The sequence below is a fragment of the Sneathiella litorea genome, assembly GCF_009882915.1.
Classification (GTDB): domain Bacteria; phylum Pseudomonadota; class Alphaproteobacteria; order Sneathiellales; family Sneathiellaceae; genus Sneathiella; species Sneathiella litorea.
Map to the genome: position 1 here is coordinate 760,766 of NZ_WTUW01000002.1, position 16,778 is coordinate 777,543.

At 57.7% G+C, this 16,778-nt stretch carries 17 protein-coding genes; 9 read left to right on the forward strand and 8 right to left on the reverse strand.

Annotation, left to right across the window (positions count from 1 at the left end):
• The first annotated feature begins 8 nt into the window (after positions 1-8).
• From GQE98_RS09950 to rsmA, 4 genes are all read left to right on the forward strand, one after another.
• Positions 9-2,168 (forward strand): LPS-assembly protein LptD, encoded by a 2,160-nt coding sequence (locus tag GQE98_RS09950; RefSeq protein WP_161315492.1) that lies wholly within the window; start codon positions 9-11, stop codon positions 2,166-2,168.
• 76 nt (positions 2,169-2,244) lie between these two features.
• The gene (locus GQE98_RS09955) at positions 2,245-3,510 is read left to right on the forward strand and encodes a peptidylprolyl isomerase (protein WP_161315493.1); all 1,266 of its coding nucleotides are present in this window, start codon (positions 2,245-2,247) and stop codon (positions 3,508-3,510) included.
• An 18-nt stretch (positions 3,511-3,528) separates the two neighbouring features.
• Positions 3,529-4,506, forward strand: coding sequence for a 4-hydroxythreonine-4-phosphate dehydrogenase PdxA (pdxA, locus tag GQE98_RS09960; RefSeq protein WP_161315494.1), 978 nt, complete (start codon positions 3,529-3,531; stop codon positions 4,504-4,506).
• Positions 4,499-5,332 carry a 16S rRNA (adenine(1518)-N(6)/adenine(1519)-N(6))-dimethyltransferase RsmA gene (rsmA, locus tag GQE98_RS09965; RefSeq protein WP_161315495.1) on the forward strand — a complete coding sequence of 278 codons (834 nt, stop codon included), beginning with the start codon at positions 4,499-4,501 and terminating at the stop codon, positions 5,330-5,332. Before pdxA ends, rsmA begins: the two co-directional genes overlap by 8 nt.
• On the opposite strand, the gene gmk is transcribed toward rsmA, so the two are convergent.
• From gmk to fabD, 8 genes are all read right to left on the reverse strand, one after another.
• Positions 5,329-5,979: a guanylate kinase gene (gene gmk, locus GQE98_RS09970; RefSeq protein WP_161315496.1), complete on the reverse strand. Its 651-nt coding sequence runs from the start codon at positions 5,977-5,979 to the stop codon at positions 5,329-5,331. The two genes, rsmA and gmk, sit on opposite strands and share 4 nt — an antisense overlap.
• A gap of 12 nt (positions 5,980-5,991) precedes the next feature.
• Entirely contained in the window at positions 5,992-6,882 is an 891-nt protein-coding gene (locus GQE98_RS09975) for a YicC/YloC family endoribonuclease (RefSeq protein WP_161315497.1), read from the reverse strand.
• A gap of 76 nt (positions 6,883-6,958) precedes the next feature.
• Entirely contained in the window at positions 6,959-8,113 is a 1,155-nt protein-coding gene (locus GQE98_RS09980; protein ID WP_161315498.1) for a chorismate mutase family protein, read from the reverse strand.
• A gap of 87 nt (positions 8,114-8,200) precedes the next feature.
• Positions 8,201-9,178 (reverse strand): endolytic transglycosylase MltG, encoded by a 978-nt coding sequence (gene mltG, locus GQE98_RS09985; protein WP_161315499.1) that lies wholly within the window; start codon positions 9,176-9,178, stop codon positions 8,201-8,203.
• 22 nt (positions 9,179-9,200) lie between these two features.
• Positions 9,201-10,460, reverse strand: coding sequence for a beta-ketoacyl-ACP synthase II (gene fabF / locus GQE98_RS09990; protein ID WP_161315500.1), 1,260 nt, complete (start codon positions 10,458-10,460; stop codon positions 9,201-9,203).
• 57 nt (positions 10,461-10,517) lie between these two features.
• The gene (locus GQE98_RS09995; RefSeq protein ID WP_161315501.1) at positions 10,518-10,748 is read right to left on the reverse strand and encodes an acyl carrier protein; all 231 of its coding nucleotides are present in this window, start codon (positions 10,746-10,748) and stop codon (positions 10,518-10,520) included.
• A 181-nt stretch (positions 10,749-10,929) separates the two neighbouring features.
• The gene (gene fabG, locus GQE98_RS10000; protein ID WP_161315502.1) at positions 10,930-11,667 is read right to left on the reverse strand and encodes a 3-oxoacyl-[acyl-carrier-protein] reductase; all 738 of its coding nucleotides are present in this window, start codon (positions 11,665-11,667) and stop codon (positions 10,930-10,932) included.
• Positions 11,668-11,690: 23 nt separating this feature from the next.
• Positions 11,691-12,644: an ACP S-malonyltransferase gene (gene fabD, locus GQE98_RS10005; RefSeq protein WP_161315503.1), complete on the reverse strand. Its 954-nt coding sequence runs from the start codon at positions 12,642-12,644 to the stop codon at positions 11,691-11,693.
• A gap of 198 nt (positions 12,645-12,842) precedes the next feature.
• Here fabD and rpsF point away from each other — a divergent pair, with 198 nt between their 5' ends.
• From rpsF to GQE98_RS10030, 5 genes are all read left to right on the forward strand, one after another.
• Complete coding sequence (rpsF, locus tag GQE98_RS10010; protein WP_161315504.1) at positions 12,843-13,277, forward strand: 30S ribosomal protein S6; 435 nt, start codon at positions 12,843-12,845, stop codon at positions 13,275-13,277.
• Positions 13,277-13,513: a 30S ribosomal protein S18 gene (gene rpsR / locus GQE98_RS10015; RefSeq protein ID WP_161315505.1), complete on the forward strand. Its 237-nt coding sequence runs from the start codon at positions 13,277-13,279 to the stop codon at positions 13,511-13,513. Before rpsF ends, rpsR begins: the two co-directional genes overlap by 1 nt.
• A 46-nt stretch (positions 13,514-13,559) precedes the next feature.
• A complete protein-coding gene (locus tag GQE98_RS10020; RefSeq protein ID WP_161315506.1) occupies positions 13,560-14,513 on the forward strand; it encodes a DUF2232 domain-containing protein in 954 nt (317 codons plus the stop codon).
• Entirely contained in the window at positions 14,513-15,124 is a 612-nt protein-coding gene (gene rplI, locus GQE98_RS10025; protein WP_161315507.1) for a 50S ribosomal protein L9, read from the forward strand. Before GQE98_RS10020 ends, rplI begins: the two co-directional genes overlap by 1 nt.
• A gap of 170 nt (positions 15,125-15,294) precedes the next feature.
• A complete protein-coding gene (locus tag GQE98_RS10030) occupies positions 15,295-16,773 on the forward strand; it encodes a replicative DNA helicase (RefSeq protein ID WP_161315508.1) in 1,479 nt (492 codons plus the stop codon).
• Positions 16,774-16,778: the final 5 nt, after the last annotated feature.

Here is a 16,778-nt window from a genome sequence, read left to right on the forward strand (position 1 = left end):
TGCGGCGGATGATGCCCTTGACCCTTGCAGCGGCTTTGCTCCTGCCGGTGCCCGTGACCCTAAGCTTTGCGGCGGACGCGGTGCCAACCGAGCTTGATACATCCAAGGAAGCGCTGCTGACCGCTGATGAAGTTACCTATTTCAATACCGAGCAGCGAGTTGAGGCCACCGGTAATGTCGAGATCGTGCAGGGTGACCGCATCCTCAGGTCTGACAGGGTTATCTACGACATCGGCGCCGACACGGTCCGTGCAGAGGGAAATGTTGTCCTGATGGACCCAACCGGCAATGTCCTGTTTGCCGATAATATGGACCTTGAGAATGAGCTCAAGACCGGCGCGATCCGGGATTTCAAGCTCCTCTTTACCGATAGATCCCGCCTCGCCGCCCATGATGCCGTGCGCGAGACGGAGAACCGTACTGTCTTGAACAAGGCTGTCTTTACAAGCTGCGAGCCCTGCCGGGAGGATCCAACCCGCGCGCCGATCTGGCAGATCAAGTCCGAGAAAGTCATTCATGACCGGACAGAAAAAACCATCACCTATCGCAATGCCTTTCTGGAATTCTTCGGCGTCCCGATTGTGTATACGCCCTATTTCTCGCATCCTGACCCGACAGTTGATCGCGAAAGCGGGTTTCTGGCACCCACGGCGTTTACCTCATCGATCCTCGGCTATGGGGTCACCACCCCCTATTACTACGTCATTTCTGAAGACAAGGACATGACCATTACGCCGACCATCACCTCGAAAGAAGGTGTGCAAATGGCCGCGGAATATCGACAGGCGGTGAAAAGCGGAAAGTTTCAATTTGACGGCTCCCTCACCTATGTCGACGAGGTGGACGACAACAATATCGAGACGGGGGACAAGGAATTTCAGGGCCATATACGCGGCGATGGTCAATTCCGCATCGATGATACCTGGGTTTGGGGGTATGATGTGTTTCGGACCAGCCACGACACCTATCTCGAGAAATATGATATCAGCGACGAAGACACGCTGACCTCCTACGCCTATCTGGCGGGGCAGCGCGGCCGAAATTATTCGCAGCTCAGCGCCTACAGCTTCCAGGGGCTGACCGAAGATGATGACGCCGGCGAGACCCCGATCGTCCCGGGCTGGTGGAATTACTCCTTTGTCGGTGAGCCCAATTCCTTTGGGGGCCGGTTCAGCGCCGACGCCGATGCCCTCGCGATTTACCGTACGGATGGGCAGGATACGGACCGCTTCTCGCTGGAGGGCGGGTATCATATCCCCTACACCACGTCGAACGGCCAGGTCATTACCTTCGATACCTCGCTGCGCGGCGATTTGTATTATGCCCATGATATCCTCGCCGACCCGGACGACCCTTCCAGCGCGACGGATCAGAACGATTTTTATGGCCGTGTCGTTCCCTCCGCCTCCGTCAAATGGCGGTATCCCTTTGTTCGGCAGGCAGGCACCATTCGCCAGATGGTCGAGCCGATCGTTGAGGGGGTCTGGTCTGATGTCCTCGGTGACAATGATACACCGAATGAGGATAGCCTGAGCTTCGAGTTTGACGATACGAACCTGTTCGGCTCCAACCGCTACGCCGGACTGGATGAGGTGGAAACCGGCGCCCGCGTGAACTACGGGATCAATATGGGCGTTTACGGGGCTTCGGGCGGCTATACGACCCTGCTGTTCGGGCAAAGCTATAACTTCAGCAACAATACCGGATTTGAAAATGGCACCGGGCTCGAAGACCAGTTCTCGGACTATGTCGCCCGTCTGGAAATCCGCCCCGCTCATTATCTGCAACTCGTCAACCGGATACGACTGGATCACGACAGCCTGTACCTCGCCCGCAATGAGGTGACAATGAAAATGGGCAGGACGGATGACTGGTTCAACCTCGGCTATGTTTATTTGCGCGATGACGTCAACAGCCTGTCACAGAACAAGCGTGAGGAAGTCTATATCGAAGGCAAGACCAAAGTCGCCGAGTTCTGGAGCGTTTATGGCAGCTATCGGCGAAACCTTGTCAATTCGGGAAATTCCGTTGACGGCACCATCGGCTTTGAATATCTCGATGAATGCTTCGGTTTCACGCTTGAGGCCAGTCGGTCCTTCACACGCGACCGGGATGTCGAGCCGAATACCAGCATCAGTTTCAAATTCAGACTGCTGCCTTTCAACTAGGCTCAGAACAGGTTATTCTATTCTCCAGCTGCGCCAAGTGACTCATATTTTGTAAAACACGTAAAGATTTGTAAGAATGCTAATCCGTCAAATGTTGAAAAGCTCCCTGCTCGCAGGCATTGCCTTCATGCTTGTCATGATGACGGCTCTGGCCCAGGACGTGCAAAAAATTGTCGCCATCGTCAATGACGAGATTATTTCCGGCTATGACCTCGATCAGCGGATAGCCCTGACAATTGCGCTGTCCGGTTTTCCCGATACGCAGGAAACCCGGCAACAGCTCATCAATCCAACGGTGGCACGCCTGATCGATGACCGCCTGAAATTGCAGGAGGCCGCGCGCTTTAATATCAATATCAGCGACGAACAGGTGCTGGAGGCCGTTGCCTTCCTTGAGAAAAATAATAACATGGAGCCTGGCCAGATGGACCGGATACTCCGCCAGAATAGTATCGACATCGAAACGATGATGATGCAGGTCCGCGCCAACCTGACCTGGAACCGTATGATCCAGCAGCTTATCATGCCTCGCATCACCATTTCGGACGAGGAAGTGGAGGCCGTGCAGAAGCGGCTGGAAAACAACAAGGGCGAGACCGAATATTTCCTGAGCGAGATTTACCTGCCGATTGAATCCAACACACCGGAAGCACAAGTGCGCGATGCGGTCGCCAATCTGGTCTCGCAGCTGCGCTCTGGTGCCTCTTTCCAGCGTGCCGCCTCCCAGTTCAGCCAGGGGCCAACGGCTGCCACCGGCGGGACGGTCGGCTGGGTGCTGGCGGACGAGGTTCCCCCTGAAATCGGGGCGGCCCTGCCCGACCTGGGTCCTGGACAGGTCTCTGATCCTATCCGGGCTGCCGACGGTTTTTATATCCTGCTGGTGCAACAGACCCGCAAGATCCTCGATGCGGATCCCGATGATGTCACCCTCGACATCACCCAGATCGTCGTTCCGGCCGGCAGCGGGGAAAATGCGACCCCGGAAAACCAGAAGAAGCTCGCCACCACCATCAGTAATGTGATCGAGGGATGCGAACAGCTTCCCACATTGCTCACCGAATTGAACAGTGCCGACAGCGGCAAGATCGGCAGGGTCCGCCTCGGCGACATGCCGGATAATATCAAGGCAATCCTGAAGGATATGGAAACCGGGGATGTCAGCACCCCCTATCTGGATGAGGGTCTTTACCGCATTTTCGTTGTCTGCGACCGCAATGACCCGCAGGCGCGCAGTAATGATCCGGAGGAAATCCGCCAGGAAATCCTGATCCGCCGGGCCGAGAACCGCGCGCGCGGCTATCTGCAGGATATCCATAATGCCGCAACAATCGAAACCCGCTAGGCCCGGGGTGGTGAGACCATGAGCGACTCCCCCCTGCTTGCCGTTACCATGGGCGATCCCGCCGGGATCGGCATCGAGATTACGGCGAAGGCCTGGTCCCTCCGGCGGGAGGAGCAGCTGGCGCCCTTCTTCCTGATCGGCGGACGGGAGGTTATCGCGGCGCAGCTGGAAACGTTCGAGCCTGAAATCCCGCTCCGGGAAATCTCCTCCCCCGACGATGCGCGGGCGGTGTTCGCAGATGCCCTGCCCCTCCTGCCGCTCGACCCTGCGCTCAGCGACGCGGAACAAACCATCGAGGCCATCCGCCTCGGCACGGAGTTGTGTCAGCAGGGCGCGGTCCATGCCATCGTGACCAACCCGATCCACAAGAAGCGGCTGTATGAGGCGGGCTTCACCCATCCCGGCCATACGGAATATCTCGCTGCGCTCGATAACCGGCCCCGAAAATCGGTGATGATGCTCGCCTGCCCGAAGCTGAAGGTCGTGCCCGCCACCGTCCATATCCCCATCCGGGAGGTGCCGGCTCAGCTCACCGCAGAAGGTCTCACCCATGTGATCGAGACGACCCATGCAGACCTGATGACCCGCTTCAAACTGGAGGAACCGCGCCTCGTCATTGCCGGGCTCAACCCCCATGCGGGCGAGGATGGCAGCATCGGCACGGAGGAAGAAACCCTGATCCGTCCGGTGGTGGAAAAGCTCCGTTCCGGCGGAATGAACATCACCGGTCCTTTTGCTGCCGACAGCCTGTTTCATCCTGCCGCGCGGGAGAAATATGACGCCGCGATCTGCATGTATCATGATCAGGCACTGATCCCGATCAAGACACTCGATTTCGACGGCGGGGTGAATGTCACCCTCGGCCTCTCCTTCATCCGTACGTCGCCCGATCATGGCACGGCGGAGGATATTGCAGGGCGCGGCCTCGCCAACCCGTCCAGCCTGATTGCGGCGATCCAGATGGCGGCCGTTATGTCCAGCGCAAACAATGACTGAGGGCGACGACCTGCCACCCCTTCGGGAGGTGATTGCCCGCTATGGCCTCAATGCGGAAAAATCGCTAGGGCAGAATTTCCTGCTTGATCTCAACCTGACCGGCCGCATCGCTCGCTGCGCTGGAAAACTAGACGGCGAGACAGTCATCGAGATTGGCCCCGGCCCCGGTGGCCTGACCCGCGCGATCCTGGACGCGGGCGCGAAACGCCTCATCGTCATCGAGAAGGATACCCGCTGCCTGCCTGCGCTTGCCGATATCGCCGAGGCCTATCCCGACCGCCTTGAAATCATGAATGAGGATGCGCTGGAGATCGACGAGACCGCGCTGTTTGACGGCAGGGCGAAGATCATTGCGAACCTACCTTATAATGTGGCGACACCGCTGCTGATCAAATGGCTGAACAAGCGGGAACGGTTCTCGAGCCTTACCCTGATGTTCCAGAAGGAGGTTTCCGACCGGATCACGGCGGTCCCCCGCACCAAGGCCTATGGCCGTCTCAGCATTCTCTGCCAGTGGCTGTGCGAGACTAAGCGGGAGTTTGACATCTCGCCGCGCGCCTTCACCCCGCCGCCGAAAGTAACCAGCACAGTGGTAACCCTGCGCCCGCGGGCCGAGCCCGCCTTTCCCGCCGATCAGGCTGTATTGGAGAAGGTGGTCGCCGCCGCCTTCGGGCAGCGCCGCAAGATGCTGCGCGCCAGCCTCAAACCCCTCGGCAAGCCGCCTGAGGACATGCTGGAGAAAGCCGGGATCACCCCAACCCGTCGGGCCGAGGAACTATCGGTTGAGGAATTCTGCGCGTTGGCGCGAGTCTACGCGGCGGCCTAATACCCTTCGCGCAGACGGCTGACAAACTGGATCAGGCCGGTGCGGCGGGTTCGGCGGACGCGCTCCGCGGTCAAAATCGCCTTTACCTCCGCAAGACAACGGTCCAGATCGTCATTGATGACCACATAGTCATATTCGCTCCAATGGCTGATCTCCTCCGCCGCCTTGGACATCCGCTGGTCAATTACCTCGGCGGAGTCCAGTGCCCGTGTCTTCAGGCGCTTTTCCAGCGCCTCGGTTGACGGTGGCAGGATAAAGACGCTCACCAGATCGGTGCGGGCCTTGTGGGCGAGCTGCTGCGTGCCCTGCCAGTCGATATCGAAGAGAATGTCCTGCCCCTCCGAGAGGGCGTCCTCCACGGGGCCGCGCGGTGTGCCGTAATAATGGTTGAAGACCTTCGCGTGCTCCAGCAGTTCATCGCGATTGATCATCAGGTTGAAGTCCACCGGCTCAACAAAGTAATAATCCTTGCCATCCTGCTCCCCCGGGCGGCGCGGGCGGGTGGTGGCCGAAACCGACATGACCAGATTGTCATCCTCCTTCAGCAGCGCGCGGGAAATGGTGGTTTTTCCGGCGCCCGACGGGGAGGAGAGCACTAGCATGAGGCCCCGCCTCGTGAGGGCCTCTGTCTCGACTTCAGGTGACATCTTCAACTCTTCCTACTCAATATTCTGTACCTGTTCACGCATCTTGTCGACCAGCACCTTGAGATCAAGGCCGATCTGGGTGAGGTCCCGGTCATGGGCCTTGGAGCAGAGGGTGTTAGCCTCGCGATTGAACTCCTGGCAGATGAAATCGAGCCGTCGCCCCACACCGCCTTTCGTGCTGCCTTCCAGCAGCTCGCGCGTGGCGGCGACATGGCCGGTAAGCCGGTCGATCTCCTCGGAGATATCCGCCTTTGTCGTCAACAGGGCAAGTTCCTGCTCCAGCCGTCCCTCCTCCAGCTCCGCTGCCTCCAGGATCAGGGCCATCTGCGCCTTGATCTTGGCACGGGTCCGCTCGGGCCAGCTTTTGGTGATTTCGCTGGCACGACCGACCAGCGTTTCAATTTCGTCCAGCTGCGCGAGCAGAACCGGGTGCAGCTGCGCCCCTTCTTCTCCGCGCGCCTGTTCAAGGCTGTTAATCAGCTCCTCCGCCGAGGTCAGCAGCGCCGCCGCGAAGGTCTCCGCATCGACATCTGCCGCCGGGTCCTCCTTCGGCTCGATCACGCCGCGCAAGCCCAGCATGCCGTCCATACGCGGGCGGCGGGCCTGCCCGTCCTCCACATAGTTCCCGGCAAGGGTAAGAAGCTCTTCAAGGAAATCCTGATTGACGCGATAGGCGACGCCGGCGGTCCGGCTTTCAAGCTGTAGGTGAAGGTTGATATTGCCCCGCTCGAACCGGGCCTTGACCGCTTTGCGCAACTTGTCTTCCAGATAGTCGAAGCCCGAAGGCAGGCGGCAGCGTACTTCCAGCCCCCGGCCGTTGACGCTTTTCACTTCCCAGAGCCAGCCGACCCCCTCAAGGGAGCCACTCGCCCGGGCAAATCCCGTCATACTGTTAATGGTCAAATTGGCCTCATGCGCAAGGGTAAAGGGTCTGGATCCCTGTATATCCGCTTCCGCGGAAAGCGACAAGCGCGGGAGGTTATTTTTTGGACGCGGGAGAGACAGTGGGCTTCGGTGATTTGGGCTCAAACACAGCAACCACGATACTGACCCCGCGCTGCACACCCGCAAACAGGATCGCAGAGAGAATCCCACCCGCAAAGGCGGTCATATTGAGGGCAAACTCTGCCGTCGCGTCCTTCATCGGCACCCAGATTTCGAGGGTCATGAAAAAAGCCGCACCGATGAGGCCACCAAGGGATCCGCGCAACCCTGGCGATGTGCGCACCCCGCCATCGAAATGACGACGGCGCACCGCCAGCGCGATGTTGAGGGTAAGAAGCGTGAGCGCCCCCACAACGCCCCAGAGAAAGGCGGCGGTCACCCCGATCGACCAGGTAAGATCGGCCGCAAACTCCTCGGTAAACATCTGCCCCGTGAGATGCCGCGCCAGCAGCAGGAGCGGAAAGACGATGACCGTCAAAATTATGATTGAAAGCGGGACCGTCCAGAGCAGCGGCGCGCCGGCCGCACTGTCCCGCAGGGTGGTGCCGTTCACCCCGGTGGTGGCAAAACTCTCGGCGGAGATTTTGCGATAGGCGGCCTGCAGGGTGTGATAGCTGGCATCCTTCTCCGCCGGGGTGGTTGCCGCGGCGCCTTTTGTGATGGCGGTATCGAGAGCGCCAAGCTCCGCAGGGGACAGCTCCGAGGGATGGTCTAACAGGTAATCGGAGAGGCCCCGCGCCTTTTCAATCAGGCTATCGAGGTCTCCATGACCGTCGCCCGTCTTGTCCGCCTCAATCGCCTCGACCGCCTTACTCGGCTTGTCCGGTTCGTTCGGTTCGTCCAACTCTGCGTTATTCACCTCTGCCGCCGCCCTTTCGGGGGAAGCTTTTTCCCCGCTTTCCACCTCAACAGCGACTTCCGGTGGGTCAGGCTCCTCGCGGGGAAGTTCCTGCCCGCTTCGAATCGGCGCTGCGGATGGCTCGAGTGGGATCTCTGCTTTTCGGTCAAGCGCCGGGTCAGGCATCGGCGCAGGCGTTTTTCCCGCGGACTGATTCTTGATATTCCGGTTTACGAGATCGAGGGAGGAGGCATCCAGCGTCTCGATTTCCTTGCGCAAATCAAGCAGCGCTTCGCGCAGTTCCTGACGCTGCCTGAGCAACGTCTGAAGGGTATCCGTACTCACAGCCATCAAGCCTCACTGCTCCATCGTCCGTTATTTCGGACAATGACGCGCGGGTCTGTTTATTTGTGTCAAATCAGCTGGTGAGGGCAGAAATCACTGCTTCTTGTTCAGTTGCCGCCATTTGCGGACGTTGTCGTTATGCCCCGCCAGCGTCGCGGAGAACGCATGCCCGCCCGTGCCATCGGCAACGAAATAAAGATATTTTGTCTCTTCGGGCTGCAATACCGCCGTCAGGCTTTCAAGGCCCGGATTAGCAATCGGCCCTTTCGGCAGGCCCATCATCTGATAGGTATTATAGTCATTCGGCGTCGCAAGATCCTTTTTGCTGAGCGGGCGACCGAGATCGCTTTTCCCGTCCGTGACCCCATAAACCACAGTCGGGTCCGATTGCAGCTTCATGCCTCGCCGCAACCGATTGAGGAATACGCCGGCAACCCTTGGGCGTTCCTTGGCGATGGCGGTTTCCTTCTCGACGATGGAGGCAAGGATGACCAGCTCTTCCGGTGACTTGATCTCGGGTGGGAACGGTGTGGCGGCAATGACCGAGGAAACCGCCTCCTGCATCGCCGCGGCCATACGCCCAACCAGTTCCTCGCGACTGTCCCCAAGGCGATAATGGTAGGTTTCAGGAAGAAATGCCCCTTCGGGCATATCGCGGGTTATTTCCCCCTCCAGCCCCGGGGCGGCCTCGACAAGCGCTTTTATCTCCCGGCTTTGCAAGCCCTCGGGGATGGTCAGCCGCCGCGAAATCACCTTGCCCGAGACAAAAAGCGCCATCAGATCCATACCGGAAATATTCGCGGGAACAAGATACTCTCCCGCTTGAAGCCGCGCTGCATTATCTTCAATTCTTACACCAAGAATGAAGGACAGATCATTGTTTATAAATTGATTTTCTTCCAGATCAGACGCGAGGGAACGCAAACCCGTCCCTTTTTCAAGGACATAGACTGTCTCTGTTTCAAGCGGTCCATCGGCCGTGAACAGGTGCCAGCCGTACCCGACCGTGCCCGCCAACAGGGCGGCACCGATCAGGACAACGGCAACAAGACCATAGACAAGACGCTTCATGCGGTCCTTACCCGTCTTGGGATTAGACGCGTTTCATCACGAGGCTGGCGTTGGTGCCGCCAAACCCGAAGGAGTTGGACAGAACCGCATCCAGCTTTTTCTCCTGCGCGGTATTCGGCACAAGATTGATTTCCAGACCGTCAGACGGATCATTCAGATTGATCGTCGGCGGCAAGATACCCTCGTTCAGCGCGAGAATGGAGAAGACGGCTTCCACACCCCCCGCTGCACCCAGCAAATGGCCTATCGATGACTTGGTGGAGGACATGGCGAGCGTGTTCGAGTTCGCACCGAACAATCGTTTCACCGCGCCGACCTCAATCTCGTCACCGAGCGGGGTTGATGTGCCATGGGCGTTGACATAGCCGATATCCTCAGGATTCAGGCCGGATTTCTTCAGCGCCATCTGCATGGACCGGAACCCGCCGCTACCATCGCTCGCCGGGGCGGTGATATGATGGGCATCGCCAGAGAGACCATAACCAACTACCTCGGCATAAATCTTCGCGCCGCGTTTCTTGGCATGCTCATATTCTTCAAGAACAACAACACCCGCACCCTCGCCCATGACAAAGCCGTCGCGTCCCTTGTCATAGGGGCGAGAAGCCGTTTCCGGTGCATCATGGTAGGATTTTGAGAGCGCCTTGGCGGAAGCAAATCCCGCAATTCCGAGACGACAGATCGCCCCTTCTGCGCCACCTGCGACCATCACGTCGGCGTCATCATCGGCAATCATCCGCGCCGCATCACCAATCGCATGGGCACCGGTTGAACAGGCGGTCACGACCGCATGGTTCGGCCCCTTGTAGCCATGGCGGATGGATACCTGGCCGGAGACCAGGTTGATCAATGCGCCGGGAATAAAGAACGGGCCAATGCGCCGGGGTCCACGTTCATGCAGGGTGATGGCATTCGCCTCGATCGAGGGCAGGCCGCCAATGCCGGAACCGATAGTCACGCCGGTCCGATAGGCATCCTCATCGGTTGTTGGTTCCCACCCGGAATCCTTAATTGCCTCTTCGGCGGCGGCAATACCAAAGAGAATGAAAGAATCAACTTTACGCTGTTCCTTCGGCTCAAGAATATCGTCCGCTATAAAGGCATCCGGTGTTTCCGGATCGATTGGCACTTCGCAGCCATAACGAACCGGTAGATCCGTTGTATCGATCTTGGTGAGCATTCCTGCCCCGGATTCACCATTGATCAGCCGTTTCCATGTCGGCTGGACACCGTTTGCCAGAGGGGTCACAAGCCCCAAACCGGTTACCACCACTCGTCGCATGCGTCACCCAATGATTTGTTTCAGGAAAGGGGTTTCGGGGCACAAGGCCCCGCCCGATCAAGCAGCTTCGATATGCGTGATCGCGTCTTTCACTGTCAGAATTTTTTCGGCGGCGTCATCCGGAATCTCGATCCCGAATTCTTCTTCGAACGCCATCACAAGCTCAACTGTATCCAGGCTGTCTGCCCCCAGATCGTCAATGAAACTCGCTTCGTCTGTTACTTTGCCTTCATCTACTCCGAGATGCTCAACGACGATTTTTTTAACACGCCCTGCGATATCACTCATAGCTGTATCCTTAGATAATCCGACAGTTCAAAATTATATGTGCTCATTCCTTACCCCCAAGGTACTAAAAATTCAAGCACCATTGGCGGTCAATTTGGTGCGGCTTCCTAACATACTTTAAACATCTTGCAAAGGAAACCTCACCGCGATTTGATTTTAGAGGTGGAACAACCCGCCCCCATCAAATCATAGCCATGCCACCGTTTACATGTAGCGTCTGCCCGGTGACATAGCCTGCTTCATCAGAGGCGAGATAGATGACCGCCGCGGAAATGTCCTTCGGATCACCCAGTTTTCCAGCGGGAACCGCGCCGAGTAACGCCTCTTTCTGGGCATCAGGCAGCGCGTCGGTCATTGCCGTTGCGATAAAACCCGGTGCCACGCAATTTACCGTGATCCCGCGTGTCGCGACTTCCTGCGCAAGGGATTTCGACATACCGATCATCCCCGCTTTTGAGGCCGCATAGTTCATCTGTCCCGGATTGCCGGTCACCCCGACAATAGAGGTAATGCCGATAATTCGCCCGAAGCGCCGCTTCATCATGCCGCGAAGCGCGTTGCGCGACAGCTTGAACGCCGCCTTGAGATTGACATCCATGACCAGATCCCAGTCCTCATCCTTCATCCGCATGGCGAGGCCATCACGGGTCAGCCCGGCATTATTGACCAGAATATCGACCTGACCCATCGCTTCCTCGGCTTGCTTGATCAGATTATCGACCGCCGCACCGTCGGACAGGTTGCAAGGCACCACATGAACGCGGTCCTTCAACTGCTCTGCCACCACCTTAAGGGCGTCTTCTCGCGTGCCGGAAAGGGCAACCGTCGCGCCCTGCTTATGCAGTTCCTGCGCAATCACCGCCCCCAGTCCGCCGGACGCACCGGTCACGAGAGCGCATTTTCCTGATAGGTCAAACATATTAAATTTACTCCCGAATCCGTTTAGATTTTAGCCAGAAAGGCGTCGATATCAGCCGGTGTCCCGACAGCGGAACCCGTCATCTCACGGTTAATCCGGCGAACCATGCCGGTCAGGATCTTACCGGCGCCCAGCTCAACAAGGTCAGTGACCCCCTGCTCCCCCATATAGAGCACGCTTTCGCGCCAGCGGACCCGCCCCGTCACCTGCTCCACCAGAAGCTGGCGGATTTTGTCCGGATCGCTCACCTCGCTCGCCGTCACATTGGCAACCAGCGGTACGCGCGGCGGCACAATGACAACATCCTGCAGGCGCGCGGCCATCTCATCGGCGGCCGGCTGCATCAGCGGACAATGGAACGGCGCACTCACGGGGAGCAGCATCGCCTTCTTGGCGCCCTTCTCCTTCGCAATCTCGATGGCCACCTCGACGGCACCCTTATGACCGGAGAGAACCACCTGCCCGTCCGCATTATCATTGGCGGCCGCAACGACCTCACCGGCCGCGGCCTTTTCACGCGCCTCGGCAACGACTTCCTCGACGGGCTCGATATTAAGACCCAGAAGCGCGGCCATCGCGCCGACACCAACCGGTACGGCCTGCTGCATGGCCAGGCCACGCGCTTTCAGAAGCCGCGCCGCATCAGAGAGGGTCAATGCGCCCGCCGCCGTCAGGGCCGAATACTCGCCCAGTGAATGCCCGGCGACATATTTGGCAGTCTTGGCGAAATCCATATTGCCGTCTTTTTCAAGGATGCGGACCACCGCCATGCTGACCGCCATCAGGGCGGGCTGTGCATTCTCGGTCAGGGTCAGCTCCTCAATCGGGCCTTCAAACATCAGCTTGGTGAGATTCTGCGAGAGCGCCTCATCCACCTCTTCGAAGACTTCACGGGCGGCGGCATGGCTCTGCGCCAGCTCCTGCCCCATACCGACGGCCTGGCTGCCCTGGCCGGGAAAAATAAATGCACGTGTCATGGTTTTATGGGTCCAATTCTGATCAAGTTCCTGCCACAGTCATATTGCAGCAAAATTTCCTGTCAAGCCTACTTGCATATAGTGCTAAATTCTGTATAGTCCGCGGCCTCAATACTCCTTGCCGACGGAGGTCGGCTAAGTCTGTTCGGTTACATGTTGTAACTCCAGGCACTAAAGAGCCATAAGGAGCTTTAAAATATGCCTCTCTATGAGACAGTTATTATTGCGCGTCAGGACATCTCTACCCAGCAGGTGGAAACACTGACCGAAAATATGTCCAGCTTTATCACCGATGGTGGCGGAACAGTCGCCAAGGTCGAAAACTGGGGTCTTCGCAATCTTGCCTACAAAATCAAGAAAAACCGCAAAGGCCATTACGTCCTCCTCAATCTCGACACACCTGTCGACGCCATGAAGGAAATGGAACGCAACCTGCTTCTGAATGAAGACGTGCTGCGCCACATGACCATCAGGGTGGAAGAGCTGGAAGAAGGCGATTCCGTCATGCTGCAGAGCCGTAGCGCCCGTCCGGAACGCCGCCGCGATTCTGACGATGATGACGATACCGCGAAATCCGCGAAATCCTCTGATGAGGACAAATCCGACGAAAAAACTGACGAAGGGGAAGAATAATGGCTGACGCACAACGCCGCCCGTTTTTCCGCCGCCGCAAGACCTGCCCGTTTACAGGGGACGGCGCGCCGAAGATTGACTATAAAGACGTCAAGCTTTTACAGCGCTACGTTTCGGAACGCGGGAAAATCATGCCGAGCCGGATCACTGCCGTTTCCGCCAAAAAACAACGCGAACTGGCCACGGCCATCAAGCGGGCAAGAAATCTTGCACTTCTGCCGTTTCTGGTAAAATAGAAAGCCGGGGGCGACGCGTTTTTGTCGGCCCTGGATTATATCGACAATGGTTAAGGAACTGGTAGTTGCCGCAGCGCTCGGTGTTTTAAACACGGCGCTTGTCATGCTTTCCATAGCGGGAAATGCAGGTGGCACCTCTTTTGGAACGGCGCTCCAGACCCTGATCTTTTGGATATTGTCACTTGTCCCGCTATTTGTGTCCGGGCTGGGATTTGGGTTAAGAAGTGCCCTGATCTCTATCCTGACCAGCGTACTGGTCGCAGCAATTGCGATCAATTCGAGCTTCGCTCTGGCCTACGCAGTGATTTCCGGTGTTCCGGTTATCCTGCTGGTGCGTCAGGCGCTGCTATGGCGGGAGAATGACGGCGTAAGATACTGGTATCCGACCGACTACCTGCTAATGTGGTGGGCGGGTGTCTGCATCGGACTGACGTTGCTGGCCATGGGTCTGCTGAGTTGGGACGATGCAATGCGGCAGGGTCTGATCGACGGATTCGACCAGATGCTGACGCAGGTTACGGAAATGCAGGGTGTCGCTCCGGCGCTGACCGGCGCGGAATTTGTGGCTCTGTTGCCGCAGTTTCTGGGCCCAATGTGGGGAGTGTTTGTTCTGTTGAGCGGCTGTCTGGCACAAGGGCTGGTGGTCCGCTTTAACAAGAATATCCGGCCGACACCGGAATTGACGAAGATGGCGCTGCCAAAATGGCTGGCGCTGGCCTTCATCGGAGCGACGGTGCTCAACATCCTGTTGGATGTGACCGTCCCTCTACTGGGGGCGTTTGTGATCACGCTGGAGATACTGTTCTTCCTGCAGGGAATGGCGGTCATCCATGTGGTGTCGCATAGATGGAACGGCCGCTCGTTTATTCTGGGCGCAATCTATGTGGCGACGGTTATGATGTTATGGCTGGCCCTTTTAATCGCGATATTGGGGCTGATGGAAAATTGGGTTGGGTTCAGGCGCCGCTTTGCCGTACCCCCCCGCCAGGAGGAAGACTGATGGAAGTAGTATTACTGGAAAGAGTTGAGAAGCTCGGTCAAATGGGTGACGTCGTTTCGGTCAAGAACGGCTACGCCCGCAATTACCTGTTACCGCAAAAGAAGGCGCTCCGGGCAAACAAGGAAAATCTCTCGATTTTCGAAGCCCAGCGGGCCCAGCTTGAAGCGGACAACCTGAAACGCCGCGAAGAAGCGGAAAAAGTGGGCGAGAAGCTCAACGGCGAGGCTGTTGTCCTCATCCGTGCCGCTTCTGAATCCCAGCAGCTATACGGCTCTGTCAGCACCCAGGATATCGCCAAGGCGATTACCGAGGCTGGCTTTACCGTGAACCGCAAGCAGGTCGAGCTGGACAAGGTCCTGAAAACCCTTGGCCTGCATGACATCCGCGTGCGCCTGCACCCGGAAGTCGTCGTTTCCGTCACGGTCAACATTGCCCGCTCTAACGAAGAAGCGGAAATCCAGGCCCGCGGCGAATCTGTTGAGGAAGTTGCCGAAGCCAAGCTCAATGATCGCGATGAAGCGGTTGTCAATGTCTTCGAATCAACTGCCGAAGTGGATGTCGACGAACTTGAGCAGGTTGCCACCGGTGAAGAAACAAAAGACGACGCGTAACCCGCCTCTTCTTTTCGATATGAAAAACGGTGCCTTTTGCGGCGCCGTTTTTTTATCCCCAGAGTTCACAGGCTGTGGATAATCGTTATCCACAGAAATTCAGACGCTCTTTTTAGCCCATTCTCAGAATCCACGTGAATAGCAGTCGAAGGCTGTGCTAGTATTCTTCCATGGAAACCGTATCGCTTAACGAAGACCTCATCGACAAGGAAAAATCCGAGCCCGCTTTTCGCACGGCGCCGCATAATATTGACGCGGAGCAGGATCTACTCGGCGCGATTCTTGTTAACAATGAGGCGGCCTCGAAGGTCACGGGCTTCCTGAAGGCGGAACATTTCGCCGAAGAGGTGCATCGGCGTATTTACGATGCCGCGACGTTGCTGATCGAGCGCGGCGAAATCGCCGATCCGGTGACGCTCAAATCCTATTTCGACCGCGACGAGGCCCTCGCCGACATTGGCGGCTCGCAATATCTGGCGCGGCTGGCCGCCTCCGCCACCACCATTATCAATGCCGATAATTACGGCCGCCTGATCTATGACCTTGCAATGCGGCGGGAACTTATCCAGCTGGGTGAGGAAATCGTCAACACGGCCTATGATTCGGATCTGGAGGAAACCTCCCAGTCGCAGATCGAGAATGCGGAGCAGAAACTTTTCGCCCTCGCCGAGAACGGGGCCCATGAAGGGGCGCTGATGCCGGTCCGCTTTGCCGTGGACGAGGCGTTGAAATCCATCGAGGAAGCCTTCCAGCGTGATGGCAACCTTGTCGGGGTGACAACGGGCCTGAAGGACATGGATGGAAAACTTGGCGGTCTTCATAAATCCGACCTTCTGATCCTCGCCGGACGGCCCTCCATGGGGAAAACCTCCCTTGCCACCAATATCGCCTATAACGCGGCCAAGGCCCATCATGCGAGCGGCGGCAAGGAGGGCGCAGTTGTCGGTTTCTTCTCCCTTGAAATGTCTGCCGAACAGCTCGTCGGGCGTGTTCTTGCTGAGGCCACCGAGATCAGCTCCGAAAAGCTCCGTCGCGGGGATCTGACCGATGACGAATTTGCCAACAAGTTGGTGCCGGAAACGGCGCGGCTTTCAGAACTCCCGCTCTATATCGACGATACGCCCGCGCTCTCCATTGCCGGGCTGCGGACCCGTGCCCGTCGCTTGAAACGCAGCCACGGTCTTGGTCTGGTCGTGGTTGACTATCTGCAGCTGATGAAAGGCTCCGGTCGACGCTCGGATAACCGGGTTCAGGAAATCTCTGAGGTAACGCAGGGCCTGAAGGCCATCGCCAAGGAACTCGATATCCCGGTCATCGCCCTCTCCCAGCTCAGCCGCCAGGTTGAGAACCGGGACGACAAGCGTCCGCAGCTTTCGGATTTGCGCGAGTCCGGCTCGATCGAGCAGGACGCCGACGTGGTCATGTTCGTTTACCGTGAAGGCTATTACGAGGAACGCAAGGAGCCCGGCGAAGGTACGCCTGAACATGCGGAATGGCAGGAGCGTATGTCGCGCCTTCATAACCTCGCCGAGGTCGTCATTGGCAAGCAGCGGCATGGCCCGATTGGCATTATCAAGTTGCACTTCAAACCCGAATTCACCCGCTTTGGCGACTATGTCTCCGACGAGTATCTACCGGATCATCATTAAGTAGG